Annotated in this window: 21 protein-coding genes and 5 pseudogenes; 22 read left to right on the forward strand and 4 right to left on the reverse strand. The window is 65.2% G+C overall.

Annotated elements, in window-relative coordinates; all coding sequences use genetic code 11:
• Positions 1 to 61 precede the first annotated feature (61 nt).
• From hflK to ACETMP_RS31255, 4 genes and pseudogenes are all read left to right on the forward strand, one after another.
• Entirely contained in the window at positions 62 to 1,201 is a 1,140-nt protein-coding gene (hflK, locus tag ACETMP_RS31240; RefSeq protein WP_375159144.1) for an FtsH protease activity modulator HflK, read from the forward strand.
• A complete protein-coding gene (hflC, locus tag ACETMP_RS31245) occupies positions 1,198 to 2,094 on the forward strand; it encodes a protease modulator HflC (protein WP_028137994.1) in 897 nt (298 codons plus the stop codon). Before hflK ends, hflC begins: the two co-directional genes overlap by 4 nt.
• A 71-nt stretch (positions 2,095 to 2,165) precedes the next feature.
• Complete coding sequence (locus ACETMP_RS31250) at positions 2,166 to 2,372, forward strand: DUF2065 domain-containing protein (RefSeq protein ID WP_028137993.1); 207 nt, start codon at positions 2,166 to 2,168, stop codon at positions 2,370 to 2,372.
• Between the two features lie 142 nt (positions 2,373 to 2,514).
• Positions 2,515 to 4,016, forward strand: a pseudogene (locus ACETMP_RS31255) (Do family serine endopeptidase).
• Positions 4,017 to 4,147: 131 nt separating this feature from the next.
• Here ACETMP_RS31255 and serB read toward each other — a convergent pair.
• Positions 4,148 to 5,053, reverse strand: a complete 906-nt coding sequence (gene serB, locus ACETMP_RS31260; protein ID WP_375159145.1) for a phosphoserine phosphatase SerB — start codon at positions 5,051 to 5,053, stop codon at positions 4,148 to 4,150.
• A gap of 11 nt (positions 5,054 to 5,064) precedes the next feature.
• On the opposite strand from serB, the gene miaA reads away from it, so the two are divergent.
• The 9 genes and pseudogenes from miaA (at position 5,065) to ACETMP_RS31305 (ending at position 14,087) form a co-directional block, all read left to right on the forward strand.
• Entirely contained in the window at positions 5,065 to 6,021 is a 957-nt protein-coding gene (gene miaA, locus ACETMP_RS31265) for a tRNA (adenosine(37)-N6)-dimethylallyltransferase MiaA (protein ID WP_375159146.1), read from the forward strand.
• A gap of 328 nt (positions 6,022 to 6,349) precedes the next feature.
• Entirely contained in the window at positions 6,350 to 8,125 is a 1,776-nt protein-coding gene (locus ACETMP_RS31270) for an acetolactate synthase 3 large subunit (RefSeq protein WP_375159147.1), read from the forward strand.
• Positions 8,126 to 8,129: 4 nt separating this feature from the next.
• Positions 8,130 to 9,103 (forward strand): annotated as a pseudogene (locus ACETMP_RS31275) (threonine dehydratase).
• A 23-nt stretch (positions 9,104 to 9,126) separates the two neighbouring features.
• Positions 9,127 to 9,670: pseudogene (ilvN, locus tag ACETMP_RS31280) on the forward strand (acetolactate synthase small subunit).
• A 3-nt stretch (positions 9,671 to 9,673) separates the two neighbouring features.
• Positions 9,674 to 10,363, forward strand: coding sequence for a class I SAM-dependent methyltransferase (locus ACETMP_RS31285; RefSeq protein WP_375159148.1), 690 nt, complete (start codon positions 9,674 to 9,676; stop codon positions 10,361 to 10,363).
• Between the two features lie 66 nt (positions 10,364 to 10,429).
• Entirely contained in the window at positions 10,430 to 11,320 is an 891-nt protein-coding gene (locus ACETMP_RS31290; protein ID WP_375159149.1) for an EamA family transporter, read from the forward strand.
• A 7-nt stretch (positions 11,321 to 11,327) separates the two neighbouring features.
• Positions 11,328 to 11,929, forward strand: a pseudogene (locus ACETMP_RS31295) (LysE family translocator).
• A gap of 133 nt (positions 11,930 to 12,062) precedes the next feature.
• Positions 12,063 to 13,082, forward strand: a complete 1,020-nt coding sequence (gene ilvC, locus ACETMP_RS31300) for a ketol-acid reductoisomerase (protein WP_291615686.1) — start codon at positions 12,063 to 12,065, stop codon at positions 13,080 to 13,082.
• Positions 13,083 to 13,238: 156 nt separating this feature from the next.
• Positions 13,239 to 14,087 (forward strand): SDR family oxidoreductase, encoded by an 849-nt coding sequence (locus ACETMP_RS31305; RefSeq protein WP_375159150.1) that lies wholly within the window; start codon positions 13,239 to 13,241, stop codon positions 14,085 to 14,087.
• Between the two features lie 10 nt (positions 14,088 to 14,097).
• On the opposite strand, the gene ACETMP_RS31310 is transcribed toward ACETMP_RS31305, so the two are convergent.
• Positions 14,098 to 14,718 (reverse strand): hypothetical protein, encoded by a 621-nt coding sequence (locus ACETMP_RS31310; RefSeq protein ID WP_375159151.1) that lies wholly within the window; start codon positions 14,716 to 14,718, stop codon positions 14,098 to 14,100.
• 108 nt (positions 14,719 to 14,826) lie between these two features.
• Between ACETMP_RS31310 and ACETMP_RS31315 the strand changes: the two genes are divergently transcribed.
• Positions 14,827 to 15,480: a TetR/AcrR family transcriptional regulator gene (locus tag ACETMP_RS31315; RefSeq protein WP_375159152.1), complete on the forward strand. Its 654-nt coding sequence runs from the start codon at positions 14,827 to 14,829 to the stop codon at positions 15,478 to 15,480.
• 214 nt (positions 15,481 to 15,694) lie between these two features.
• Positions 15,695 to 17,408: pseudogene (locus tag ACETMP_RS31320) on the forward strand (sulfatase-like hydrolase/transferase).
• Between the two features lie 87 nt (positions 17,409 to 17,495).
• Here the strand turns inward: ACETMP_RS31320 and ACETMP_RS31325 are convergent.
• Both ACETMP_RS31325 and ACETMP_RS31330 read right to left on the reverse strand, forming a co-directional pair.
• Positions 17,496 to 19,055 carry a glycine betaine ABC transporter substrate-binding protein gene (locus tag ACETMP_RS31325; RefSeq protein ID WP_375159153.1) on the reverse strand — a complete coding sequence of 520 codons (1,560 nt, stop codon included), beginning with the start codon at positions 19,053 to 19,055 and terminating at the stop codon, positions 17,496 to 17,498.
• Positions 19,052 to 19,834 (reverse strand): ATP-binding cassette domain-containing protein, encoded by a 783-nt coding sequence (locus ACETMP_RS31330; RefSeq protein ID WP_375159154.1) that lies wholly within the window; start codon positions 19,832 to 19,834, stop codon positions 19,052 to 19,054. Before ACETMP_RS31330 ends, ACETMP_RS31325 begins: the two co-directional genes overlap by 4 nt.
• Positions 19,835 to 20,108: 274 nt before the next feature.
• On the opposite strand from ACETMP_RS31330, the gene ACETMP_RS31335 reads away from it, so the two are divergent.
• The 7 genes from ACETMP_RS31335 (at position 20,109) to ACETMP_RS31365 (ending at position 26,371) form a co-directional block, all read left to right on the forward strand.
• Positions 20,109 to 20,927 (forward strand): ABC transporter ATP-binding protein, encoded by an 819-nt coding sequence (locus ACETMP_RS31335; RefSeq protein WP_375159155.1) that lies wholly within the window; start codon positions 20,109 to 20,111, stop codon positions 20,925 to 20,927.
• Entirely contained in the window at positions 20,927 to 21,715 is a 789-nt protein-coding gene (locus ACETMP_RS31340; RefSeq protein WP_375159156.1) for an ABC transporter permease, read from the forward strand. The genes ACETMP_RS31335 and ACETMP_RS31340 overlap by 1 nt, the downstream gene beginning before the upstream one ends.
• A gap of 99 nt (positions 21,716 to 21,814) precedes the next feature.
• Positions 21,815 to 22,348: a DUF305 domain-containing protein gene (locus ACETMP_RS31345; protein WP_375159157.1), complete on the forward strand. Its 534-nt coding sequence runs from the start codon at positions 21,815 to 21,817 to the stop codon at positions 22,346 to 22,348.
• Positions 22,349 to 22,357: 9 nt separating this feature from the next.
• On the forward strand, positions 22,358 to 23,839 hold the full coding sequence (locus ACETMP_RS31350) for a YncE family protein (RefSeq protein WP_375159158.1): 1,482 nt from the start codon (positions 22,358 to 22,360) through the stop codon (positions 23,837 to 23,839).
• A 40-nt stretch (positions 23,840 to 23,879) separates the two neighbouring features.
• The gene (locus ACETMP_RS31355; protein WP_375159159.1) at positions 23,880 to 24,398 is read left to right on the forward strand and encodes a sigma-70 family RNA polymerase sigma factor; all 519 of its coding nucleotides are present in this window, start codon (positions 23,880 to 23,882) and stop codon (positions 24,396 to 24,398) included.
• Positions 24,395 to 25,171, forward strand: a complete 777-nt coding sequence (locus tag ACETMP_RS31360; protein WP_375159160.1) for an anti-sigma factor family protein — start codon at positions 24,395 to 24,397, stop codon at positions 25,169 to 25,171. The genes ACETMP_RS31355 and ACETMP_RS31360 overlap by 4 nt, the downstream gene beginning before the upstream one ends.
• A 174-nt stretch (positions 25,172 to 25,345) precedes the next feature.
• Positions 25,346 to 26,371, forward strand: a complete 1,026-nt coding sequence (locus ACETMP_RS31365) for an ABC transporter substrate-binding protein (RefSeq protein WP_375159161.1) — start codon at positions 25,346 to 25,348, stop codon at positions 26,369 to 26,371.
• The last annotated feature ends 10 nt before the right edge of the window (positions 26,372 to 26,381 follow it).

Genomic DNA, 26,381 nt, shown 5'->3' on the forward strand with positions numbered 1-26,381 from the left:
TATAAAGCCGGACCGGACAAAGCGGGCGGGGGCAATTCCACCCTGCCGAGGAGAGCGTCGAATGCCGTGGAAGAATCAGGGCGGTGGCCCATGGGGCTCGGGTCCAAAGGGACCGTGGGGCTCAGGCCCGCAACCGGTCGGGCCGAGGCCGCCGGATCTGGAAGACCTTCTGCGGCGCGGCCAGGACCGCCTCCAGCAGATCATGCCGGGCGGCTATTTCTCCGGCATCGGCATCACGCTGATCGTCCTGCTCATCATCGCGTTCTGGCTGCTGTCGGGCTTCTTCCGCGTGCAGTCCGAAGAGCTCGGCGTCGTGCTGCGCTTCGGCAAGCATGTCCGCACCGTGCAGCCGGGCCTGAACTATCATCTGCCTTATCCGATCGAGACCGTGCTGCTGCCCAAGGCGCTGCGCGTCAACACCATCTCGATCGGCATGACGCTGATCGACGATCCGGCGCGGCGCGGCCGCTCCATCCGTGACGTGCCGGAAGAGAGCCTGATGCTGACGGGCGACGAGAACATCGTGGACGTCGATTTCACCGTGCTGTGGCGCATCAAGCCCGATGGCGTCGGTGACTTCCTCTTCAACATCCAGAATCCCGAAGGCACGGTGAAGGCGGTCGCCGAGAGCGCGATGCGCGAGGTGATCGGCCGCTCGCAGATCCAGCCGATCCTGACCGGTGCGCGGAACGTCACCGAGCAGAACGTGCACGAGCTGATCCAGAAGACTCTGGACAGCTACGGCGCCGGCATCCAGATCAGCCAGGTGCAGATGCAGAAGGTCGATCCGCCGGCGCAGGTAATCGACGCCTTCCGCGACGTCCAGGCGGCGCGCGCCAACCAGGAGCAGTTGCAGAACGAGGCGCAGACCTACGCCAATCAGGTTATCCCGCAGGCGCGCGGCCGTGCCGCGCAGATCCTGCAGGCTGCCGAAGGTTACAAGGAGCAGGCGGTCGCCGAGGCCAAGGGCCAGAGCGCGCGCTTCCTCAACGTTTACGAGGAATACAAGAAGGCGCCCGACGTGACGCGTGAACGGATCTATCTGGAGACCATGGAGCGCGTGCTCGGTGGCGCGGACAAGCTCATTTTCGACGGCGGCGGCGCCTCGGGTCAGGGCGTCGTGCCCTATCTGCCCCTTGGCGAATTGACGACCAAGCGGCCGCCTGCCACCGGTCCGCAGTCGAGCGGAGGCAACCGATGAGATCTCCGGTCACAGGTATGGTCACGCTGCTTGGACTCCTGCTCGTCGTGATCGTCGGCTACATGTCGCTGTTCACGGTGCAACAGACCGAGCAGACCATCGTGCTCCAGTTCGGCCGGCCCGTCGACGTCGTCACCGCGCCCGGCCTGCATTTCAAGGCGCCGTGGAATTCGGTGATCAACATCGACAAGCGGATCCTCGACCTGGAAAACCCGTCGCAGGAAGCGATTGCGTCCGACCAGAAGCGGCTCGTGGTCGATGCCTTCGCGCGCTACCGGATCGAGAATGCGTTGCGCTTCTATCAGAGCATCGGCTCGATCCAGGCTGCCAACGTCCAGCTCACCACGCTCTTGAACGCGGCGCTGCGCCGTGTGCTCGGCGAGGTCACCTTCATCAACGTGGTGCGTGACGACCGCGAGAAGCTGATGCAGCGTATCCGGGAGCAGCTTGACCGCGAGGCCGAGGGCTACGGCATCGAGGTCGTCGACGTCCGGATCCGCCGCGCCGATCTGCCGGAGCAGAACAGCCAGGCGGTCTATCAGCGGATGAAGACCGAGCGCGAGCGCGAAGCGGCCGAGTTCCGCGCTCAAGGCGGCCAGAAGGCCCAGGAGATCAAGTCCAAGGCCGATCGCGAGGCGACCGTGATCGTCGCAGAAGCCAACTCGCAGGCCGAGCAGACCCGGGGCGCGGGCGATGCCGAGCGCAACCGCCTGTTCGCGGAAGCCTACAGCAAGGACGCCGACTTCTTCACCTTCTACCGGTCGATGTCCGCCTACGAGAACGGGCTGCGTTCCAGCGACACCCGCTTCCTGTTGCGGCCGGACACGGATTTCTTCCGGTACTTCAGCAACCCGTCCGGCAAGATGGCAACCGATACGCCGGCGAAGCCGTAAGCGAGACAGGGGCGGCAGGTCCGGCCGCCCTTCGTCCAGACAAGAACAGCACAACGGGAGGTTCCAATCCGATGAGGTCCATTGCGTTCGCCGACTTCCTCATCGGCTTGGGCATCCTGTTCGTGCTGGAGGGCCTGATGTTTGCGGCGAGTCCAAACTGGATGCGCAAGGCCATGAAGAGCGCCATCGCCACGCCGGATAACATCCTGCGGGCGGTCGGGATCGGCTCGGCCGTGGTCGGCCTGGTCCTGATCTGGGTTATGCGGCGTCCGGTCTAGACCTCGCCACCAACGCCAAAGTGAAGCCGAAGGACCGGTTTTCGCCGTATTATCGGGCTCTTGAGGCCCGTTAAGCTCCGTGCTTGCGCCATCCCCCCGTTCGAGCGCAGTCTGGACCGAATCCTTTTCTCTGGAGATACCAATGCCCGCTGCCACCATTGCCCCGACCCGCTTGCGTTTAGGGCTGGCCGCGCTCGTCGTCAGTGCTTTCAGTGCGTTCGGCACACCGGCCGAGGCGCGCGGACCGGATGGCATCGCCGACGTCGCCGAGAAGGTGATCGACGCGGTCGTCAACATCTCGACCTCGCAGACCGTGGAAGCCAAGGGCGGCGGCAGCGGCAGCAACACCATGCCGCAATTGCCGCCCGGCTCGCCCTTCGAGGAGTTCTTTGACGATTTCTTCAAGAACCGCAGGGGCCCCGGCGGCGGCAGCAAGGGCGGCGACAGCGGCAGCGCTCGAAGAAGACCAACTCGCTCGGATCCGGCTTCATCATCGACACGGCGGGCGTCGTCGTCACCAACAATCACGTCATCGCGGATGCCGACGAGATCCACGTCATCCTCAACGACGGCACCAAGATCAAGGCCGAGCTGGTCGGCGTCGACAAGAAGACCGATCTCGCCGTGCTCAAGATCAAGCCGCCGAAGCCCCTCGTCGCGGTGAAGTTCGGCGACAGCGACAAGCTTCGCCTCGGCGACTGGGTGGTCGCGATCGGCAATCCCTTCAGCCTGGGAGGCACGGTCACCGCCGGCATCGTTTCGGCGAAGAATCGCGACATCTCCTCAGGGCCCTACGACAGCTACATCCAGACCGACGCCTCCATCAACCGGGGCAATTCCGGCGGTCCGCTGTTCAACCTCGACGGCGACGTCATCGGCGTCAACACGCTGATCATCTCGCCCTCCGGCGGCTCGATCGGCATCGGCTTCGCCGTGCCCTCGAAGACGGTCGTGGGCGTCGTCGATCAACTGCGCCAGTTCGGCGAGTTGCGCCGCGGCTGGCTCGGCGTGCGCATCCAGAGCGTCACCGATGAGATCGCCGAGAGCCTCAACATCAAGCCCGCGCGCGGCGCGCTGGTCGCCGGCATCGACGACAAGGGCCCGGCCAAGCCCGCGGGCATCGAACCCGGCGACGTCGTCGTCAGGTTCGACGGCAAGGACGTGAAGGATCCGAAGGATCTTTCGCGCGTCGTCGCCGACACGGCGGTCGGCAAGGAGGTCGACGTCGTCATCATCCGCAAGGGCCAGGAGCAGACCAAGAAAGTCACGCTCGGCCGCCTCCAGGATCCCGAAAAGGTGCAGGCCGCGGTGAAGACCGACGAGCCGGCCCCCGAGAAGCCGGTGACTCAGAAGGCGCTCGGCCTCGATCTCGCCGCGCTGAACAAGGATCTGCGCACGCGCTACAAGATCAAGGACAGCGTCAAGGGCGTGGTCGTCACCAATGTCGACGCCAATTCCGACGCCGCGGAGAAGCGCCTCTCGGCCGGCGACGTCATCGTCGAGGTCGCGCAGGAAGCGGTCTCGAGCGGCGCCGACATCCAGAAGCGGGTCGATCAGCTCAAGAAGGACGGCAAGAAGTCGGTGCTGCTGCTGGTCTCCAACGCCGAGGGCGAGCTGCGGTTTGTGGCGCTGAGCGTGCAGTAAATCGCGGGGCCGGTGGCGTCGGGTGGGCAAAGCGTAGCGTGCCCACCACCTGTCGCCGTCGGAGAAAGATCGTGGGCACGGCGCTAACGCGCCTTTGCCCACCCTACGGCGGCCGTGCGTGCGGCGAGAGACTATCCCTCCACGAACTCGTCCCGCCGGTACCCCTGCGCATAGAGCAGCGCGGTGAGATCGCCGTGGTCGATCCGCGCGGCTGCCGCCGCCGCGACGGCCGGCTTGGCGTGATAGGCGACGCCGAGCCCGGCCGCCTGGATCATCGCGAGGTCGTTGGCGCCGTCGCCGACCACGACCGAGTCGATGTCGTCGAGATCGAACGATTCCATCAGATCGACCAGCGTGGCGAGCTTGGCCGCGCGCCCCAGAATCGGCTCCCTCACCTCGCCGGTGAACTTGCCGTCGCGCACGACGAGCTCGTTGGCGCGGTTTTCCTGAAAGCCGATCTTGGCGGCAACCGCGGTCGTGAACAGCGTGAAGCCGCCGGAGACGAGGCAGGTATAGGCGCCGTGCTTGCGCATCGTGGCGACCAGCTCGCGCCCGCCCGGGGTCAGGGTGATGCGCTTGGCCAGCACCTCGTCGACCGCACTGGCGGGCAGGTCCTTCAGCAGCGCGACGCGCTCGCGCAGCGCCGGCTCGAACTCGATCTCGCCGCGCATGGCGCGCTCGGTGATGGCGGCCACATGCGCCTTCACCCCGACGAAATCGGCGAGCTCGTCGATGCATTCCTGCCCGATCATGGTGGAATCCATGTCGGCGAGAAAAAGCTTCTTGCGCCTGAAGCCAACAGGTTGCACGACGATGTCGATGGGCAGGTCGCCGCGAAGCTCGCGGAGCCGCTGCTCGATGGCCAGGCGGTCGGCTTCGAGGTTACTGTCGGCGCCGAACGGGATATCGACCGCGACCCCGTCGAACAGCCAGTGCGCGGGCGCTGCCTGCGGCAGCACGGCGCGGGCGCCGTCGACGATGGTCGTATCGAGCGCGGGATTGTCGGGGTTGCAGATCAGCGTGGCGACGAGGGACATTTGAGGTTTTCGTGAGCGAGGAGCAAGTCGGCACAAGGCCTGTTGGCGAGGCCGTGCTTATCGCAGGCCCGACCGCCAGCGGCAAGTCGGCGCTGGCGCTGCAGCTCGCGCTCGCCAGCGGCGGTATCGTCGTCAATGCCGATTCCATGCAGGTCTACCGCGACCTGCGCATCATCACGGCACGGCCAACACAGGATGAGGAGGCCCGCGCTCCGCACCGTCTCTACGGCCATGTCGATGCAGCCGTGAATTTCTCGGCCGGCGCCTGGGTGGCCGACGCGGCAAAGGCGCTCGACGAGGCGCGCGCGCAAGGCCGCCTGCCGATCTTCGTCGGCGGCACCGGGCTCTATTTCAAAGCGCTGACGGCCGGGCTCTCCGTGGTGCCGCCAATTCCCGCCGAGGTGCGTGAGGACGTGCGCGCGCGGCTGGAACGGAACGGTGCGGAGGCGCTGCATGCGGAATTGGCGCGTCGCGATCCGCATGCCGCCGAGCGATTGAACCTGCGCGATCGCACCCGGATCGCGCGTGCGCTCGAAGTGGTCGAGGCGACCGGCCGCTCGCTGCTCGACTGGCACCGGGAAGGCCAGCCTCCGCTGCTGCCGAGCGGCAGTTTTCGCGCAGTGTTTCTCGCGCCCGAGCGCGACGCGCTCTACGCTCGGATCGACGCCCGGTTCGACGCCATGCTGGCCGCCGGCGCGTTGGAGGAGGTCGAGCGGCTTGCCGCCAGACAGCTCGATCCGCTGCTGCCGGCGATGAAGGCTCATGGCGTGCCCGCCCTGATTCGGCACTTGCGCGGTGAGCTCAGCCTGGAGCAGGCCGCCGCCATCGGCCGCGCCGACACCCGCCATTATGCCAAGCGGCAATTCACCTGGTTCCGGCATCAATTGCCGGAGTTCGAATGGGTGCGGCCGGAGCAGGCGAGGGGATGGGGCGCTGCGATCGTCACCGCGGTCCGCGCCCGCGGCTGACGCATTTTTCCATCCGGGTTCCCCAATTTACCTCTCGCCGAACCTGGGGAACACCGCTACACTGCCAAAATCGCGCGGGGACGGCCGCCTTGCCTTGACATCCAGGCTTTGGCCGCTATGTTCGCGCAACCTTTGGGAAGCCGAGCGCCTGCCATGCGTAACATTATTGCCAAACTCCTTATCGCCGTCGTACCCAGGCACACCGCCGGGGATGGCTAGCTGCCATCCACAAGACAGGCGGTGTGCATGGGCCCTCTTCGGGGCCTTTTTTATTTCCCGAACCCGACACGAACGAAGCCGCTGACAACAGCGCATCCGGAGCAAGCCAATGAGCGACAAGAGCCACGATCCGAACCAGATGACCGGCGCCGCGATGATCGTGCGCGCGCTCATCGATCACGGCGTGACCGACATTTTCGGCTATCCCGGCGGCGCCGTGCTTCCGATCTATGACGAGATCTTCCAGCAGAGCCAAGTCCAGCACATCCTGGTCCGCCACGAGCAGGGTGCGGGCCACGCCGCCGAGGGCTATGCCCGCTCGACCGGCAAGCCGGGCGTCGCGCTGGTGACCTCCGGCCCCGGCGCCACCAACATGGTGACGCCGCTGACCGATGCGCTGATGGACTCGATCCCGCTGGTCTGCATTTCGGGCCAGGTGCCGACGCATCTGATCGGCAACGACGCGTTCCAGGAATGCGACACGGTCGGCATCACGCGTCCCTGCACCAAGCACAACTGGCTGGTGCGCGACGTCAACGATCTCGCGAAAGTTCTGCACGAGGCCTTTTACGTCGCGACCTCCGGCCGTCCCGGCCCGGTGCTGGTCGACGTCCCCAAGGACGTGCAGTTCGCGACCGGCACCTATCATCCGCCGCGCAAATCCGACGTGCACCGCTCCTACGCGCCGCGCGTGAAGGGCGATGCGGCGCAGATCCGCAAGGCGGTGGCGCTGCTCACGAATGCCAAGCGTCCCGTGATCTACAGCGGCGGCGGCGTCATCAATTCCGGCCCCGAGGCGACCAGGCTGTTGCGCGAACTGGTCGAGGTCACCGGCTTCCCGATCACTTCGACCCTGATGGGTCTCGGCGCCTATCCTGCGTCGGGCAAGAACTGGCTCGGCATGCTCGGCATGCACGGCACCTACGAGGCCAACATGACGATGCATGATTGCGACGTCATGCTGTGCGTCGGCGCGCGCTTTGACGACCGTATCACGGGCCGCGTCGATGCGTTCTCCCCCAATTCGAAGAAGATCCACATCGACATCGACCCGTCCTCGATCAACAAGAACATCCGCGTCGACGTGCCGATCATCGGCGACTGCGCCAACATCCTCGGCGACATCCTGCAGGTGTTCAAGGCGGAGGCGAAGAGGCCGGACATCAAGAGCTGGTGGCAGCAGATCGCGCAATGGCGCGGCCGCAACTCGCTCTACTACAAGAAGAGCAACGACGTCATCCTGCCGCAGCATGCGATCCAGAGCCTGTTCGAAGCCACGCGCGGCAGGGACACCTACATCACGACCGAGGTCGGCCAGCACCAGATGTGGGCGGCGCAATTCTACGGCTTCGAGGAGCCGCATCGCTGGATGACGTCGGGCGGTCTCGGCACCATGGGCTACGGCCTGCCGGCCGCGGTCGGCGTGCAGGTGGCTCATCCCGACAGTCTCGTCATCGACATCGCAGGCGATGCCTCGGTGCAGATGACGATGCAGGAGATGTCGACGGCGGTGCAGTACGAGCTGCCGATCAAGATCTTCATCCTGAACAACCAGTACATGGGCATGGTGCGGCAGTGGCAGCAGCTTCTGCACGGCAACCGGCTGTCGCATTCCTATTCGGAGGCGCTGCCGGATTTCGTCAAGCTCGCCGAAGCCTATGGCGCCGTCGGCCTTCAGGTGCACAAGCCCGGCGATCTCGACGGCGCCATCAAGGAGATGATCTCGGTCAAGCGGCCGGTGCTGTTCGACTGCCGCGTCGCGGCGCTCGAAAACTGCTTCCCGATGATTCCGTCCGGCAAGGCGCATAACGAGATGCTGTTGCCGGAGCAGGCCAATGACGAGGCGACCGCGAAGGCGTTCGCCGGCGGCAAGGCGCTGGTGTGAAGCCATGTTCGACCTGGAGGGAGCCTCGAGCGCGCACATGCGATCGTGGGGCAGGCGGTGCCGGCAACGCCGGCGCATGCCTGGCCGTTGCTCGCAGGTCGGCTCGGCACCGAGGTCGTGGTCAAGCACGAGAACCACACGCCGATCGGCGCCTTCAAGGTGCGCGGCGGCCTCGTCTATCTCGAACGGCTGAAGCGCGAGCGACCGAAGACATCGGGGATCATCTCGGCGACGCGCGGCAATCACGGTCAGAGCCTCGCCTTTGCCGCGAGTCGCCACGGCGTGCCCGCGGTGATCTATGTGCCACGCGGCAACTCGGTCGAGAAGAACCGCGCGATGACGGCCTTTGGTGCCGAACTCGTCGAGCACGGCGAGGACTTTCAGGCGGCACGCGAGGAAGCCGAACGCCGGGCGCAGTTCGCCGGGCTCCACATGGTGCCCTCGTTCCACCCGGATCTCGTTCTTGGCGTTGCGACCTACGCTCTCGAATTGTTCCGCGCAGTGTCCGACCTCGATGTCCTCTATGTGCCGATCGGGCAGGGCTCCGGCATCTGCGGCTGCATCATGGCGCGCGACCTGCTCGGCCTGAAGACCGAGATCGTTGGCGTGCAATCGACGGAAGCGCCGTCCTATGCGCTGTCGTTCGCGGCCGGAAAAATCGTGACGACCGAAACCAGCAACACGCGCGCCGACGGCATGGCGACGCGCATTCCCGACGCGGATGCATTTGCGCTGATCCGCAAGGGCGCCGCGCGCATCGTAGAGGTCACCGACGATGAGGTTGCCGCCGCGATCCGCGCCTACTGGACCGATACACATAATCTCGCCGAAGGCGCCGGCGCAGCCGCGTTGGCCGCGGCGCTGCAGGAAAAGAGCAAGCTCAAGGGCAAGCGCGTCGGTCTCGTGCTGTCCGGGGGCAATATCGATTTCGATCTGTTCCGCCGTTGGGTCGGGACGGACGCGCCAGCGATGGCGTGACGGAGAGACAAGAGGGGACGACAATGAACCAGCCCGCATCCGCCTATTTCATCGAGGAGCGCCACGACCCGAACGAGACGCACACGCTCGCCGTGCTCGTGCAGAACGAGCCTGGCGTGCTCGCCCGCGTCATCGGCCTGTTCTCGGGCCGCGGCTACAACATCGAAAAGTCTCACGGTCTCGGAGACCGAGGCCCAGAAGCATCTGTCGCGCATCACCATCGTCACCACCGGCACGCCGATGGTGATCGCGCAGATCAAGAACCAGCTCGACCGCATGATCCCGGTCTATCAGGTCGTCGACATGACCCAGACCCGGCGCTCGATCGAGCGCGAGCTCGCGATGGTGAAGGTGCGCGGGCAGGGCGAACATCGCGTCGAGGCGCTCCGGCTCGCGGATGCGTTCCGCGCCCGGGTGATCGACGCCACGACCGAGAGCTTTGTGTTCGAGATCACAGGCAACACGGACAAGATCAACCAGTTTATCGACCTGATGCGCCCACTCGGCCTCGTCGAGGTGTCGCGCACCGGCGTTGCCGCGATCGGCCGCGGGCCTGAAGGGATGTGAGCCATGCTGGCGCGCGACTGGTACTATAACGAACGGAACCGGATGGGGATCGGGCCCGCCGTGGCCTCGATCTACGACGCCCACGACGATGCCGATCTGCGGGCGCGCGCCGCACTGAAGATGCTGGGAGTCCAGCGCGGCTGGCGCATCGCCGACATCGGCTGCGGCAACGGCGTGCTGGCGACCGAAGCGGCGCTGATGGGGGCCGAGGTCGACGCCATCGACATCTCGCCGGCGATGCTGGCGCTCGCCGAGATCTACGCGCGCGACCGCAAGGCGCCGGTGCGGACCCAGTCCGCCGGCCTGCTCAGCTTTGCCTATCGGCCGGAATCCTACGATCTCGTCGTCAGCGAGTTCACGCTGCACCATTTGCCGGATTTCTGGAAAGCGGTGGCGATGTCGCGGATTTTTCGCGCGCTCAAGCCGGGCGCGACGTTCTACCTGCGCGACATCGTCTACACCGCGATGCCCGACGCGATCGAGCGCGACGTCGAGCAATGGGCCGACTTCCAGATCAAGAACCACGATTTCGCGCGCGAAAGCGTGGTGACGCATATGCGCGACGAATATTCCACCTTCGGCTGGGTGATGGAGCGGATGCTGACCGACGTCGGCTTCACGCTGGTCTCGGCCGACTACCACGCACCGATGCACGGCACGTATCTGCTGCGCAAACCCAATTCTTCCACGTAAAGGCCGGCGAGCAAGGCTAGACGAATAACAACAGGGCTGCACGACAGGGCAGAACCGAGAACAACAATGAAGCCGGCCGATATCCTCATCGCCGTCCTGGTGGCGATCATCTGGGGGCTTGCCTTCGTGGCGAGCCGGTTCGCGCTCGACGAGTTGTCGCCGGAGTTGATGACGATGCTGCGCTTCGCCATTGCAGCGGTGCCGTGCCTGTTCATCCGCAAGCCCAAGATCACCTGGTCGCTGCTGATCGCGATCAGCTCCACGTTGTTCCTCGGCCAGTTCCTCAGCCAGGCCTATGGCATCGCTCACGGCGTGCCGGTCGGGCTCACCAGCGTGGTGGTGCAGAGCCAGGCGCTGTTCACGATCGGTCTTGCCGCGATCGCCTTTGGCGAGCGTCCGACACCGATGCAGACGCTCGGCATCGCTATCGCCGCGATCGGCCTGCTGATGATCTGCGGCACGGTCGGCTACGATTTCAGCGTCGCTGCGTTCGCGGTGCTGATGATCTCGCCGCTCAGCTTCGCGGTCGGCAATCTGCTGCTGCGCCGGGCCCGCGGCGTGCCGATGTTCGACCTGTTCGCGTGGCTGTGCCTCGCCTCGGCCGTGCCGCTGTTCGTGCTGACGCTGGTCGCCGACGGCCCGGCGCCGACATGGACGTCGCTGAGCCGGATGTCGCTGACATCGGCGCTCTGCATGCTGGCGCTTGGCGGCATCTCCACCAGCATCGCCTATTGGCTGTGGGGCCGATTGCTGCGCGACTATCCCGCCGCGCAAGTGGTGCCGTTCGCGCTGCTGGTCCCGTTCGTCGGCTCGGCGGCCTCCAGTATCGTTTTCGGCGAGCGGTTCGGACCCTTGCGGCTTGCCGGCATGGTGACCGTGATCGGCGGTATCGCCGTGATGGTGCTGGCGAAGCGGCCCAATACGCTACCCGAAGAACCGTTGCCGAAGACGGCGTGAGGTGAGCATGTCCCAGTCGCTGCTCTATGCCTTCCTCATCTTCATGGTCGTGATGTATTTCACGCCCGGGCCGAACAACATCATGCTGCTGTCCTCGGGCCTGACCTACGGCTTCCGGCGCACCATCCCCCACATCGTGGGCATCGTTCTCGGCTTCGCCTTCATGGTCGCAGCTGTCGGCCTCGGGCTCGGCTCCGTATTCCTGGCCTATCCGATCCTGCAGACCATCCTGAAATATGCCGGTGCCGCCTACCTGATCTATCTTGCCGCCGCGATCGCCATGTCCGGCCCGGCCAAGCCGGGGAGGGGGACGGCCGCGGCCCGATGACCTTCTGGGGCGCGGCGATGTTCCAGTGGATCAACGCCAAGGGCTGGGTGATCGTGATCGGCACCATCACCGCCTATGCGGCGATCGCCCAATTCCCGCTCAATATCGCGATCCAGACCCTGATCAGCCTGATCGTCGGCACCGTCTCGACCGTGGTCTGGGCCCTGTTCGGCTCCGCCTTGCGGCCGGTCCTGACCTCGGAGCGGCTGGTCCGCGCCTTCAACATCCTGATGGCGATCCTGCTGCTGGCCTCCCTCTACCCCGTTTTCATGGATGCATGATGTCGCGGATTTCCATGCAGAAACGGGTTTCCCTCAGGGCTGAAAATGCTCTAGACAGCCCCCGAAATCCGCAAATTTCACCCTTCGGACACTGACCATTGGCCGATTTTCGGCCCTGAACGAGGAAACGACCATGCGTGTTTATTACGATCGCGACGCCGACCTGAACCTGATCAAGGGCAAGAAGGTCGCCATCGTCGGCTATGGCAGCCAGGGCCATGCCCATGCGCTCAACCTGAAGGATTCCGGCGTCAAGGAAGTCGCCATCGCGCTGCGCAAGGGATCGGCCTCGGCCAAGAAGGCGGAGAACGCCGGCTTCAAGGTGCTGGAAGTTGCCGAAGCCGCCAAATGGGCCGACCTCGTCATGATGCTGACCCCGGACGAGCTCCAGGGCGACATCTATCGCGAGCACCTGCACGACAACATGAAGAAGGGCGCCGCCCTGGTGTTCGCGCACGGCCTCAACGTCCATTTCAACCTGCTCGATCCGCGCGCCGATCTCGACGTGCTGATGATCGCGCCGAAGGGCCCCGGCCACACCGTGCGCTCGGAATATCAGCGCGGCGGCGGCGTGCCCTGCCTGATCGCGATCGCCAAGGACGTCTCGGGCAACGCCCATGACCTCGGCCTGTCCTACGCCTCCGCCATCGGCGGCGGCCGTGCCGGCATCATCGAGACCACCTTCAAGGAAGAGTGCGAGACCGACCTGTTCGGCGAGCAGGTGGTGCTCTGCGGCGGCCTGGTCGAGCTGATCAAGGGCGGCTACGAGACGCTGGTCGAGGCCGGCTACGCCCCGGAGATGGCCTATTTCGAGTGCCTGCACGAGGTGAAGCTGATCGTCGACCTGATCTACGAAGGCGGCATCGCCAACATGAACTACTCGATCTCCAACACCGCCGAGTACGGCGAGTACGTCACCGGTCCGCGTATCATCACGGACGAGACCAAGAAGGAGATGCGCAAGGTTCTGGCCGACATCCAGGGCGGCAAGTTCGCCCGCGACTGGATGCTCGAGAACAAGGTCAACCAGACCTCGTTCAAGGCGACCCGCGCCAAGCTCGCTCAGCACCCGATCGAGGAAGTCGGCGCGAAGCTGCGCGACATGATGCCCTGGATCAAGAAGGGCGCGCTGGTCGACAAGTCGAAGAACTAAGTATTGTGCCCCGGACGCGGCGCAGCACGTTGGTGCTGCGCTGCTGATCCGGGGTCCATGCGGCTCCTGGGTCCCGGCTCTGCGCTTCGCTGTGCTTGTCCGGGACACCAGGAGAAATCCAAGGCATGATCGCGGGCACCTGAGGGAGGGAAGACCATGCGATCTGTCGTCGTCACCGGTGCGTCCACCGGCATCGGCTGGGCCACTGCAAAATTTCTGATCGGACGCGGCTATCGCGTCTTCGGCAGCGTTCGCAAGCAGGCCGATGCCGAGCGGCTGAAGGCCGAGTTCGGCGCCCATTTCACGCCGCTGCTGTTCGACGTCACCGACGAAGCCGCAGTCCTCGCGGCTGCGCGAGAAGTCCGCGAGGCGCTGGGCGGGGAGACGCTGGCCGGCCTCGTCAACAATGCGGGCGTCGCGGTCGCCGGTCCCGTGCTCGAATTGTCGGCCGACGATTTTCGCCGCCAGATGGACATCAACGTCATCGGCCCCGTCATCGCGACCCAGGCGTTCGGGCCGCTGCTCGGTGCCGATCCCTCGCTGAAGGGGCCGAAGGGGCGGATCGTGATGATCAGCTCGGTCGCGGGCAAGAACGGCAATCCGCTGTCGGCGCCCTATTCCGCCTCCAAGCATGCCGTCGAGGGATTGTCGGAAAGCCTGCGCCGCGAATTGATGCTGTTCGGCATCGACGTCATCATCGTCGCTCCCGGCGCAGTGAAGACGCCGATCTGGAGCAAGGCCGAACAGATCGATCTCTCCGTCTACCAGAACTCGCCCTATCTGCCGGCGCTGAACAAGGTCATGGCCTTCATGATGGACCTCGGCGCCAAGGGCCTGCCGGCCGAGCGGATCGCCGAGATCGTGTTCGAGGCGCTGACGGCGGCGAGCCCCAAGGTGCGCTACCAGATCAAGCCCGACCCGATGCGCCACCTGATCGCGGCCGTGCTGCCGAAGCGGGCGCTCGATCGCATCATCGCCAAGCGGCTCGGGTTCCTGCCACAGTAAGGCTGGCGTTTCAGCCCGCCGCTACGGCCTGCCCGCGCGGGTGGCGGGCCATCGCGATCATGCGCAGCGCCAGCACGACCAGGAGCGGAATGAGGAACGCGGCATAGAGCGGCATCGCCGGCACGCGCTTGCCGAACGACACCAGGAACTGGAACCAGAGATAATAGCCGCCGACCAGGTGCAGCGTCCGCCAGGCGCGGGGCCCGACCAGCGCGGCGGTGCGGTCGAACGAGGTCGCACTCATGACAATGATGACGGCATAGCCGATGCCGCCGAAAATGTAGGAGACGACCGAGGTTGCCTGCGCAAAGCCGGCGGGATCCATCCCTGCAAAAACTACGATCGCGACCGCGTGGATGGCGTGGGACGCGGCAAAGCTCAAGCCGAGATAGCGCCGGTTGCGACGCTGCCAGCGCGTCCAGGCGTTGGGCCACAGCCGCGCCAGCGCCGCGGCGCTGAAGGCGAGGCAGAACAGCGTGAGCGAGCTTCGCGCCGTGAAACGGATCACCATCCGCACGCCCTCGACCTCGAACTGCCGCATCGAGGCGATCCACAGGCTGAGGACGATCAGGCTCAACGAGAGGGCGACAAGCAGCCGCCAGCCCTCGAGCCAGCCTTGACGTTGCGACATGGTGATCTCCCTACATTATGTAAGCATCGATTACATGGCGGGGCGCCGGCGCGGTCAACAGTGTAATCGCTGCTTACATTCACGTTGAGGTGATGCTAGAAGGGGCCCATGTCCGCTCGTCAGCCCTCCAGGCCGCGTGCCCGCCGCCCCACGGCCCAAGCCAAACCCTATCACCATGGCGACCTTCGTCGCGTCCTGATCGATGCTGCGCTGCAACTTGCGGCGGAGGGAGCAGAGGTTTCAGTCCGCGAGGCCGCCCGCCGGGCCGCGGTGTCCCCCGGTGCGCCATTCCGGCACTTTCCGAACCGCGATTCTTTGATGGCGGCGGTGGCAGAGGAGGCGCAACGGCGGTTTCGCGCCGAGATCGAGGCAGTGCTGACCGGGGCTCCGGCCGCCGGCCCACTCGCTCGCTTCCGCGCCTTCGGGCTCGCTTACCTGCGCTGGGCGATGCGCAATCCCGCCCATTTCGAGATCATCTCCACCGGGCGTTACTTCGCCCATGGCAGCTCCGCCGACCTCAGCCGCGACAATGCCGAGCTGATCGCGCTGACCGAGGGGATCCTGGCTGATGCGGCAGAGCAGGGCCTGCTGCGACCGGCCGACCTCAAGCAGGTCCAGATCGCCGGTCGCGCGCTGGTCTACGGCTTTGCCCGGATGAATCTCGACGGCCATTTTCCGCGCTGGGGCGTCAAGGAGGGCGAGATCGAGCGGATGGCGGAAGCGGTGCTCGACCTGTTCATCTCAGGCATCGCAAAGCGCTAGGCCGGTGCTTGGCGATCTCGACCGCCGTATCGCGGCGCGCCGCTCGCCGACATTAAGCGAAGGTCGGATCACGACGCGCGTTGCCTGTCCTTGACCGTTCCGTTACAGTTTTATGACATGGTGCAGGCTTCCGGCTGCGCCGGAGGCCCTGGTCGTTTTCGGGCCGGCCAGACGGCTTGGCATCACCGCACCGGACCAGAGTTGCGTGTCCTCGATGGCGTCCGCGCCCAATCCAGGTCCTTCTGCCACCACCGCCGTGCTGGCGAGCGTCGCCGCGCTCGGCATCTGGCGGCTGCTCGCCGTTGCCGCGCCGCACCTTGCCGCCCTCGCCCTGATGTACCAGACCGAGACCGATTTCGGCTCGCGGCTCTCCTTCGCGCTGGCCTGGGGCATCCTCAATTTCTTCTGGATCACATTGCTGCGCCGGCCGGCGCTCTCCGGCGCGCTGTCGCTGACCATGGTGGTCGTGCTGATGCTGCTGTCGCGGCTGAAGCACGACGTCGTGCAGATGACGGTCAACTTCATTGACCTGATGATGATCGACCGCGACACCGTCGCGTTTCTGTTCGCGATCTTCCCGAATTTGCGCTGGTCTGTGATCCTGGCCGGCCTGGTCACGCTGCCGCTGATGTATGCGCTGTGGTGGCTCGATCCGTTCCGCATCCGCCGTCTGCCCGCGCTCGCCTGCAAGCTGGCCTGTCTTGCCGCGCTGGTCGGCTATTCGCTCTATCACCCTGACGAGGCCTGGCGCGGTTATTACGACGACGGTTATCTCTCGAAATTCTTCCGCTCCGGCGTCAGTTCGGTCTCCGATTTCGTGCAATACGGCTTCATGGAATCGGCCGCCGCGACCAATGAGCGGCTCAATATGCCGCTGGTCGACTCCTGTCACCCCGCCGGGCGCCGGCCGAACATCATCATGATCCATGATGAATCGAGCTTCGACATCCGAGCGGCCCGCGGCATCAAGGTGCCGCAGGGCTATGGCAGCCACTTCAAATCCTGGGACGGCAAGCAACGCACGTTCCTGGCAGAAAGCAATGGCGGACCGAGCTGGTTCACCGAATACAACGTGCTTGCGGGGCTCTCCTCGCGTTCGTTCGGCCGCTTCGCCTATTTTGTGACACGGATCGCCTCGAGGCCGCGTCGAGCGCGGGCTGCCGCTGGCGCTGCGCCGCTGCGGCTACGACACGATGTCGCTCTATCCCGCCCATGGCGGCTTCATGGCCGCCCGCAACTTTCAGATGACGACCGGTATCGAACGCTTCCTCGATTCCAAGGATCTCGGCGCCAAGGACGTCGAGCCCGACAGCTTCTTCTACGACAAGGCGCTGCAGCTGATGGGCCAGCAGCCGCCCAACAAGCCGCTTTTCACTTTCATCTATCTCGGCGCCAATCATTTCCCCTGGGAGACGCGCTTCCGTCCCGAGCTGCTGCCGAATTGGCGCGCGCCGGGCAATGTGGCGTCCATCGACGAATATCTGCGCCGGCAGGCGATGAGCGCCGAGCAGTACAAGGCGTTCGTCGCGGGGCTGAAGAAGAAATTTCCGGGCGAGCCCTTCCTGATCGTGCGTTACGGCGATCATCAGCCGGAGTTCGCGCCTGCCATCCTCGAGCCCGGGCTCGACGAGGGCGCTCTCGGCAAGAAGCTCGACGCCTACGATCCGCGCCTCTATGCGACCTATTACGCGATCGACGCCTTGAATTTCGAGCCGGTCAGAAGCGAGGCCGTGATGGACACGATCGATGGTCCCTATCTGCCGCTGGTGATCCAGGAGGCCGCGGGCATCCCGCTCGACCCGTCCTTTGCCGAGCAGAGGGAGATCATGCTCCGCTGCAAGGGCATCTTCTACGGCTGCAAAAACGGCGCCGAAGCGCGGCGGCTGAACCGTCTGCTGATCGATGCGGGGATGATCAGGGGACTGTAGGGTGGGCAAAGCGAAGCGTGCCCATCACCTGTCAGAGATCGTGGGCACGGCGCTTACGCGCCTTTGCCTACCCTACGAAATCTCACCTTATCGCCCGCCCACCTTCTCCCACAGCCACTTCGCCACCACGTCCGGCGATGAATTCGCGTCGTTGCCGCTGGCGCGCAGGTTCGCCTCGCGCATGGTGGCGATGTCGATCTTGCCGAGCAATGGTCTCAGCGCCGCCTTGAGTCGCTCGTCACCGGCGCGCTTCGGTGCGAGCAGAAGGATCGCATCATAGGGCGGGATCGCTTGCCTGGGGTCGTCGAGCGCGACCAGATCGTATTTCGCGATCAGGCCGTCGCTGGTGTAGCCGGCGATGACGTCGACCTCGCCGCTGGCCACCGCCGCATACATGAAGTCCGGCTGCATCTGGCGCTGGGCGCGGAACGAGAGACCGTAGGCCTTCTGCAGCGCCGCCCATTCCGGCCGTGAGAAGAATTCGTAGTCGCCGGCGATCGACATCGTCGATGCGTGCGCGGCGAGATCGGCGATGGTGCGGATGCCGAGCGCCTCGGCACGTTTCTTCGGCATCACCAGCGCATAGGCGTTCTCGAAGCCGAGCTCGCCGAGCAGAGTGATGCCGTCCTTTGCCAGCGCAGTCTTCAGCTCCGCGATCAGCTCGGCGCGCGGCTTGATGTCGGTGCGATGCAGCTGGTTGGCCCAGAGCGTGCCGGAATAATCGACACAGAGATCGATGTCGCCGGCCTTCAACGCCCCGAAGATCACGCTGGAGCCGAGGCCCGAGCGCGCCGCCGCGGACAGGCCGGCGACCTGCAGGCGGTCCCTGAGCAGGGCCGACAGCACATATTGCTCGGCGAATGTCTTGGCGCCGACGACATAGCCCTGCGACGAGCGCCCCATCGTCGGCACCAGCGTGGCGGCGACCAGGGCGGCGATGCCGGCCGCGCCGAGCGCGGAGCGGGCGCGGCTGCGCTGGCGCAGGCCACCTTCGATCAGGCCGAGCAGCTGATCGACGGCGAGTGCGAGCAGGGCCGAGGCAAAGCAGCCGAACAGCACGAACACCCAGTTCTGGGTCTGAAGTCCGGCAAAGATGTAATTGCCGAGGCTGGTCTGTCCGATCGGCGTCGACAGCGTCGCGGTGCCGATCACCCATACCGCGGCGGTGCGGACGCCCGCCATCATCACCGGCAACGCCAGCGGCAGCTCGACCATGATCAACGACTGGCGTGCGGTCATGCCGACGCCCTTGGCGGCCTCGATCAGTGCGGGATCGATGCCGTTGAGCCCGGTGATGCCGTTGCGCAGCACCGGCAGCATCGAATAGAGCGCGAGCGCCAGCATCGCCGGCAGGAAGCCGAAGGCCGAGAAGGACACGCCGAACCAGGCCAGCGTCACGGATGCCGCCAGCAGCAGCAGCGGATAGAACAGTGCGAGCAGCGCCAGACCCGGCACCGTCTGTACGATGCTGGCGACCGCGAGCAGCACGGCGCGCGGGGCCGGGCGGTTGCGCGTCAGGATCGCCAGCGGCAGGCTGACGACGAGACCGAGCGCGAGCGCGGCCAGACTCACCCGGACGTGGTTGCCGAGATAATCGGGCAGATGCGCCAGCGCCTCGCCCCAGCGTGGATCGGCAAGCAAGCTCATGCCGCGCCGCCCGGCGGCAGCAGCGCGTTCAGCCGTTCGACTTGGCGGCGCGGCGTGCGCAAAAGCTCCAGCACGTAAGCCTCGCCGCTGGTCGACAGCTCGGCGGGGGTGCCCTGGGCGAGCAGCTTCCCGCCGCGCATCACCGCGATGCGGTCGGCGAGCAGGAGCGCCTCGGTGATGTCATGCGTGATCATCACGGTGGTCAGGCCGAGCTTGCGGTGCAGCGACCGATAGTCCTCGCCGAGCGCGTCGCGGGTGAGCGGATCGAGCGCGCCGAAGGGCTCGTCCATCAGCACGATGCGAGGCTTCGCCGCAAGCGCTCGCGCCACCCCGACGCGCTGGCGCTGTCCGCCGGAGAGCGCCGCCGGCAGGCGGTCGCGATGCGCGTCACGGTCGAGCTGGACGAGCGCGAGCAGCTCGTCGACGCGCGCAGCGATGCCCGCCGCCGGCGCGCCAAGCAATTTGGGTGTGATCCCGATATTGTCAGCGACGCTCAAATGCGGAAACAGTCCGCCGCTCTGGAACACGTAGCCGATCCGGCGCCGCAGCGCGACCGGATCGACGTTTTGCACGTCCTCGCCTTCCACCGTGATGCTACCGCTGTCTGCCTCGATCAGCCGGTTGGCGAGCCGCAGCAGCGTGGTCTTGCCGGAGCCCGAGCTCCCCACGATGGCCACGAACTCGCCTTCGGCGACATCGAGCGAGACGCCGTCGACGGCCTTCAGCGAGCCGAAGCTCTTGCTGACGTGGGAATAGCTGATGGCTGGTTTGGAAGGCATCTCAATTGGGCTCGCTCTCCTTACCCTCCCCTGGGGGAGGGTCGATCGCGCCGAAGCGCGAGCGGGGTGGGGTGATCTCTCAACTCGGGCACTGTTGGACGTGGAGAGACCGGCACCCCACCCCGGTTCGCATTCCGCTTCGCTTCATGCGCACCGACCCTCCCCCTCCAGGGAGGGTAAGAGCGCGGCAAGCCCATGCGTAGCACGCTTGGCGCCTTGATTGAACTTGGCCGCGCGAGCGGCTAAGGCATCAAGCGAAATTCGGAGGAAGCATATGTCGACGCCCACGGCGGTGGCGCTGGAAGATGCCAAAGTCGCGTTCCGGCTCGGGGACGGGCGGGTCTATACGGCGGTGGAGAAAGCCCATCTTGCGGTTGCGCAGGGCGAGTTCGTGGCCATTGTCGGCCCCACGGGCTGCGGGAAATCGACGCTGCTCAACGTCGCGGCGGGGCTGCTGAGGCCGGCCGCCGGCAGCGTCAGGATTTTCGACCGGCCGCTGGCCGGGCTGAACCGGGATGCCGGCTATTTGTTCCAGGCCGACGCGCTGTTCCCCTGGAAGACCGCGCTCGACAATGTCGCGATCGGGCTCGAGGTGCAGGGCATGCCGCGCAGTGAAGCGCTGCCCCGGGCGCAGCAATGGCTGACATCGGTCGGCCTCGGCGCCTTCGCGAACCGCTATCCGCACATGCTTTCCGGCGGCCAGCGCAAGCGCGTGGCGCTGGCGCAAGTGCTGATCCGCAACCCAAAGATCCTCTTGATGGATGAGCCTTTCGGGCCGCTGGATGCGCAGACCCGCCAGGTGATGGGCAATCTGCTGCTCGACCTCTGGAGCGCCGACCGCAAGGCCGTGCTGTTCGTGACCCATGATCTCGAAGAGGCGATCGCGCTCGCCGACCGCGTCGTGATCATGTCGGCCGGTCCGTCCTCGCGCATCATCGGCGACTGGCGGGTGAGCCTGCCGCGCCCACGCGACATCTTCGAGGTGCGGCTCGACAAGCAGTTTCACGAGTTGCATCGCGAGATCTGGGGCGTGCTCAAGGACGAGGTGATGAAGGGCTACGCGCAATCCACCACAGCGGCGGAGGCGGTCTGATGTCGCGCCCGACGCTGTTCGCGCTGCAGGTCCTGGTCGCGGTCGTCGGCCTGGTATTGTGGCAGGTGCTGTCGACCGTTCCCGTGTTCGGCAAGATCCTGCTGCCGCCGTTCTTCTTCTCCAATCCGCTCGACGTCTTCAGCCAGATCGTGAAATGGTTCTCTTCCGGCGTGATCTGGAAACATCTCGGCATCACGCTGACGGAATCGATCCTGGCCTTCGTGATCGGTTCGGCCGGTGGCGTGCTGGTCGGCTTCTGGTTCGCGCGCCAGCCGCTGGTGGCCGCGGTGTTCGATCCTTACGTGAAGATGATCAACGCACTGCCTCGCGTGGTGCTGGCGCCGATCTTCGCGCTGTGGCTCGGCCTCGGCATCTGGTCCAAGGTCGCGCTCGGCGTCACGTTGGTGTTCTTCATCGTGTTCTTCAACGTCTATCAGGGCGTCAAGGAAGTCAGCCGGACCGTACTCGACAACGGCCGCATGCTCGGCATGAGCGAGCGGCAGCTGATGCGGCACGTCTATTGGCCCTCGGCGCTGTCCTGGATGTTCTCCTCGTTGCACACCTCGGTCGGCTTTGCCGTGGTCGGCGCGGTCGTCGGCGAATATCTGGGATCGGCCGCGGGCCTCGGCTATCTGATCCAGCAGGCCGAGGGCGTGTTCGACGTCGCCGGCGTATTCGCCGGCATGTTCGTGCTGTCGGCGTTCGTGATCCTGATCGACTTCGGGGTGACGCTGGTCGAGCGGCGGCTGCTGGTGTGGCGGCCGACCGCGTCGGACGGGCGGGGCTAGGCTCGATCGCCTGCTGACATTTATGTGATCGGCCGGTCGGAATAGAACGCGCGCCCACGCGTCATACCCCCCATGCAACCAGCTGCATGGGAGTTCAGGATGGACCAGTTAAAGTTTCGCCGCGTCGTTGCGGCGATCGCAGGCAGATGCCGATGGCCGAGGCCCGGCCTCGGCACGGCGCTCATCGGCGCCCGCATCCTCGTCGCATTCGCGCTGCCGTCGCTCGTGCTCGCCCACGAAACTCATCCGGTCGCCCCACCGCCTGCGCACAGCGCAGAGGAGCGTGCGTTCCTGGAGGAGAACGACGCGGCGATGACGAAGATGATGAACGACATGGCGGCCAAGCCGACCGGCGATATCGATCGCGACTTCGTTGCGATGATGATGCCGCATCATCAGGGTGCGATCGACATGGCTGTGATCGAACTGCGTTACGGCAAGAACGAACAGCTCCGGCGCATCGCCCAGGAGATCATCGTCGATCAGATGCAGGAGATCGCGGCGATGAAGCTCGCCATCGGCGAGCCTGCAACGGACACGACGCCGGCCCCGACGCAGCCGCCGTCCCGTCCAGCCACAAACGTTCATCATCAGGGCATGCAGATGGATATGTCCGCCGGAATGAAGAAATAGGAGTCGTCGATGAAGACGTCGCAAAGCAAAATCATGAAGAGCATTTTCCTCGCAGCCACGATGCTCGCCACCGGTTCGGCCGCATGGGCAGGGCAGGCGCCGGGCGCGCTCTCCGCCCCTGATATTCCGATCAGCCATCACGATCGCGTCTATGCGGCCGAGCAGTTCTCCAACACGGTCTCGGTCACAGATCCGGTCGACAACAAGCTGCTTGGTGTGATCCGCCTCGGAGATCCGCAGCCCGGCAATTTCAGTCCGCTCTACAAGGGACAGGTTCTCGTGCACGGCATGGGTTTCTCTCCCGATCACAAGACGCTTGCCGTGGTGTCGATCGGCTCGAATTCGGTGACATTCATCGACACCGCGACCAACGCGGTCAAGCACACCACTTATGTCGGGCGGTCGCCGCACGAGGCGTTCTATACCCCCGACGGCAAGGAGGTGTGGGTCACCGTCCGCGGCGAAAACTACATCTCTGTGATCGATGCGAAGAGCCTGAAGGAAAAGGCTCGGATCACGACCCCCAACGGGCCGGGGATGCAGATCTTCTCGCCCGACGGCAAGTACGGCTACATCTGCTCGTCGTTTAATCCCGAGACCGATGTTGTGTCTGTCGCCGATCACAAGATCATCGCTAAAGTGAAGCAGGAGAGCCCGTTCTGCCCGAACATCGCGGCGACGCCCGATGGAAGCCAGGTCTGGTTCACGCTGAAGGATGTCGGCCGGACTCAGGTGTTCAATGCGAAGCCGCCGTTCAACCTGATCAAGACGATCGACACCGGTCCGATCACCAATCACGTCAATTTCGCGCACACTGCCAAGGGCACATTCGCCTATGTCACCGTCGGTGGCCTGAACCTGGTGAGGGTCTTCCGCACGGACGATTTCTCGCAGGTCGCGACGATCCCGGTCGGTAGTCTGCCCCATGGCGTCTGGCCATCTGGCGATGGCACGCGCATCTATGTCGGACTTGAGAACGCCGACGCCCTCGCAGCGATCGACACTGCGACGAACAGCGTGGTGGCGAATGTGCCGATCGGCCAGGCACCGCAGGCGATCGTCTACGTCCCAGGCGCGGCGCCCAATCCGGACGATCGCCAGAATCTGCAGCCGCTGGGCGTAGCCGGCCGGGTCGCCCATCTTTCGATGGGTCCCAAGGACGGACCGAAGGACGGATCGAAGGACGGCGCGGCGCCGACCAGCGTCTCGCTGTTCGACCAGGGCCTGATTCAGATATTGCAGGCTTCGGTGACGGGACTTCAACCCAAGCAGAAATACGTGCTTGCGCTGGCGGATCAAATTGATGGAAGCGGCCCGCTGCAGCCACTTGCGGCCTTCATGACGAATCCGGCCGGATCAGCTATCGTCAACGCGGCTGGCCCGATCCGCCAGATCGTCGATCAATCCGCGGCCTCCGGAAAGCGATATCTTGTGATTGCCTCCGGTGACGCGGCCGAGCCCGGCGGCGCGGTCCAGATCCAGACGCAATGACGCGCCGTCGGGCGTCAACGAAAGGCCGGCGGAGCGATCCATGAAGGACATGCTGGTTCAGGTCGAACCGCTGATCCCCTCGCTCCGCCGGTATGCGCGGGCGCTGATGCGTGATCGCACAACGGCCGACGATCTGGTTCAGGATTGCCTGGAGCGCGCCGTCAGCCGCTGGCATCAGCGGCGCGACGGCAGCGTGCGCGCCTGGCTGTTCACCATCCTCCACAATCTGGCGGTCACCCAATTCCGTCAGGCCGCGACGCGGGGAAGGCATATGCCGATCGACGATGCAGGCGAGCGCGAGCTCGCGAGTGCTGCGGCGCAGGAGCACTGGCTGGTCTATCAGGACGTCCTGAACAAGCTCGCGAAGCTGCCGGAAGAGCAGCGGGCCGTGCTGCTGCTGGTTGCAGTCGAGGATTTTTCCTATGCCGATGCCGCGAAAATGCTGGATGTCCCGATCGGGACCGTGATGTCGCGCCTGTCCCGCGCGAGGGAACGGCTGCAGCAGGAGATGGAGGGGGCTGCGCCGGCGAATGTCGTAGAATTGCGGAGCATGAAATGAGCAAGCGACCGATCACGGAAGATGATCTCCACGCCTTTGTGGACCAGGCACTTGCACCCGAGCGTCGTGGAGAGGTTGCTTCCTATCTGAACGATCATCCGGATGCTGCCGGGCGCGTCGCGGCCTTCGCCAGCCAGCGCGAACAGTTGCGCAGCGCGTTGGCTTCGATTGCGGATGAACCTGTGCCGGTCGAACTGAACCTGTCGCACATCATCGAACGTCGAAAGCGACGTCCTTTGCGTGCATGGAGCGCAATCGCGGCGCTGTTGCTGGTGAGCATCGGCGGTGTCGGCGGGTGGACCGTGCGCGGCCTGTCGCAAGGTGGTTCGAACGGATTGCCCGCATTGGCGCAGGAGGCTGCCTACTCCTATGGCGTCTACGCACCGGATCGCGTGCGGCCGGTCGAAATACGAGCGTCCGACAGCGCCGAGCTCACGCAATGGGTGTCCGGCCGGCTGAAGCGGGCGGTCAAGGTGCCTGATCTCTCCACGTCAGGCTATCGGCTGATGGGAGGGCGCCTGGTTGCGACCTCGCATGGTCCGGCCGCGATGTTCATGTATGACGACGATCGGGGCGACCGTCTCGTCATGCTGACACGTCCAATGAGCAGCAGCAGCAGCCAGGATGCGCCAATGATGCCGCACGCGGCGGGCGATATCGCGGGCTTCGCATGGGCGGATCGCGGCATGGGCTATACGCTCGTCGGCCAGCTTCCGGGGGACACCCTCAAGCCGATCGCGAACGAGATTCGGAAACAGGCGGGGTCGATCTAGTTCCAGAATTCGAGAAACGGGCCTGCGCATTGGTGCGGGCCTCACTGGATCGAGATCGTGGCACGATCGGTGCTCGCACATTTTCGAGCGATAGCCGACATTATCAGTGCTTCCGGAGCGCTTCTCAAGCCAGTTGCCCTGCTCTATGGTGCGGCGGCCGAACGGAGGAAACCAATGAAGAACACGATTGCCAGGCTCGCCGGCGCGCTGCTGGTGCTGACGCTCACCACCGGATTTGCCGCAGCGCAAAGCAAGGTCACCATCGCGGTGGGCGGCGGCTCCTGCCTGTGCTATCTGCCGACGGTGCTGGCCAGGCAGCTCGGTGAATACGAGAAGGCCGGCCTCAATGTCGAACTGGTCGACCTCAAGGGCGGTTCGGACGCGCTGAAGGCCGTGCTCGGCGGCAGCGCCGACGTCGTCTCCGGCTATTTCGACCATTGCGTCAATCTCGCCGCCAAGAAGCAGGAGCTTCAGTCCTTCGTGGTCTATGACCGCTATCCCGGCCTCGTGCTCGTGGTCGCGCCCTCGCGTACCAATGAGATCAAGTCGGTCAAGGATCTCGCCGGCAAGAAGGTCGGCGTGAGTGCGCCCGGCTCCTCCACCGACTTCTTCCTCAAATACATGCTCAAGAAGAACGGGCTCGATCCCACCAGCGTCGCCGTGATCGGCGTCGGTCTCGGTGCCACCGCGGTCGCCGCCATGCAGCAGGGTCAGATCGACGCTGCCGTGATGCTCGATCCCTCGGTGACCGTGCTTCAGGGCAGCTACAAGGATCTGCGCATCCTCTCGGACACCCGCACGCAGAAGGACACGCTCGAGACGTTCGGCGGCGAGTATCCCGGCGGCGCGCTCTACTCGACCGTGGCCTGGATCAACGGCCACGAGAAGGAAGCACAGGCGCTCACCAATGCCATCCTCGCCACGCTCGCCTGGATCCATTCGCACTCGCCAGAGGAGATCATGGCGAAGATGCCGGAAGAGACGGTCGGCAAGAACAAGGATCTCTATCTCGCCGCGCTGAAGAACACGATTCCGATGTACTCGGAGACCGGCAAGATGGACCCGAAGGGTGCGGATGCCGTGCTCGCGGTGTTCAGCGTCGGCTCGCCCGAGGTGGCTAGCGCCAAGATCGACGTCAGCAAGACCTTCACCAACAAGTTCGTCGAGCAAGCCAAGAAGACCACAGGAAACGTCAAATAGCTGACGCGAT

The organism is Bradyrhizobium dasycarpum (assembly GCF_042019905.1).
GTDB lineage: Bacteria > Pseudomonadota > Alphaproteobacteria > Rhizobiales > Xanthobacteraceae > Bradyrhizobium > Bradyrhizobium japonicum_B.

Bases quoted from the DNA above. Each gene is read 5' to 3' on its own strand.
- hflK (WP_375159144.1), top strand. From the start codon at position 62: ATGCCGTGGAAGAATCAGGGCGGTGGCCCATGGGGCTCGGGTCCAAAG.
- hflC (WP_028137994.1), top strand. From the start codon at position 1,198: ATGAGATCTCCGGTCACAGGTATGGTCACGCTGCTTGGACTCCTGCTC.
- ACETMP_RS31250 (WP_028137993.1), top strand. From the start codon at position 2,166: ATGAGGTCCATTGCGTTCGCCGACTTCCTCATCGGCTTGGGCATCCTG.
- serB (WP_375159145.1), bottom strand. From the start codon at position 5,053: ATGTCCCTCGTCGCCACGCTGATCTGCAACCCCGACAATCCCGCGCTC.
- ACETMP_RS31270 (WP_375159147.1), top strand. From the start codon at position 6,350: ATGAGCGACAAGAGCCACGATCCGAACCAGATGACCGGCGCCGCGATG.
- ACETMP_RS31285 (WP_375159148.1), top strand. From the start codon at position 9,674: ATGCTGGCGCGCGACTGGTACTATAACGAACGGAACCGGATGGGGATC.
- ACETMP_RS31290 (WP_375159149.1), top strand. From the start codon at position 10,430: ATGAAGCCGGCCGATATCCTCATCGCCGTCCTGGTGGCGATCATCTGG.
- ilvC (WP_291615686.1), top strand. From the start codon at position 12,063: ATGCGTGTTTATTACGATCGCGACGCCGACCTGAACCTGATCAAGGGC.
- ACETMP_RS31305 (WP_375159150.1), top strand. From the start codon at position 13,239: ATGCGATCTGTCGTCGTCACCGGTGCGTCCACCGGCATCGGCTGGGCC.
- ACETMP_RS31310 (WP_375159151.1), bottom strand. From the start codon at position 14,718: ATGTCGCAACGTCAAGGCTGGCTCGAGGGCTGGCGGCTGCTTGTCGCC.
- ACETMP_RS31315 (WP_375159152.1), top strand. From the start codon at position 14,827: ATGTCCGCTCGTCAGCCCTCCAGGCCGCGTGCCCGCCGCCCCACGGCC.
- ACETMP_RS31325 (WP_375159153.1), bottom strand. From the start codon at position 19,055: ATGAGCTTGCTTGCCGATCCACGCTGGGGCGAGGCGCTGGCGCATCTG.
- ACETMP_RS31330 (WP_375159154.1), bottom strand. From the start codon at position 19,834: ATGCCTTCCAAACCAGCCATCAGCTATTCCCACGTCAGCAAGAGCTTC.
- ACETMP_RS31335 (WP_375159155.1), top strand. From the start codon at position 20,109: ATGTCGACGCCCACGGCGGTGGCGCTGGAAGATGCCAAAGTCGCGTTC.
- ACETMP_RS31340 (WP_375159156.1), top strand. From the start codon at position 20,927: ATGTCGCGCCCGACGCTGTTCGCGCTGCAGGTCCTGGTCGCGGTCGTC.
- ACETMP_RS31345 (WP_375159157.1), top strand. From the start codon at position 21,815: ATGGACCAGTTAAAGTTTCGCCGCGTCGTTGCGGCGATCGCAGGCAGA.
- ACETMP_RS31350 (WP_375159158.1), top strand. From the start codon at position 22,358: ATGAAGACGTCGCAAAGCAAAATCATGAAGAGCATTTTCCTCGCAGCC.
- ACETMP_RS31355 (WP_375159159.1), top strand. From the start codon at position 23,880: ATGAAGGACATGCTGGTTCAGGTCGAACCGCTGATCCCCTCGCTCCGC.
- ACETMP_RS31360 (WP_375159160.1), top strand. From the start codon at position 24,395: ATGAGCAAGCGACCGATCACGGAAGATGATCTCCACGCCTTTGTGGAC.
- ACETMP_RS31365 (WP_375159161.1), top strand. From the start codon at position 25,346: ATGAAGAACACGATTGCCAGGCTCGCCGGCGCGCTGCTGGTGCTGACG.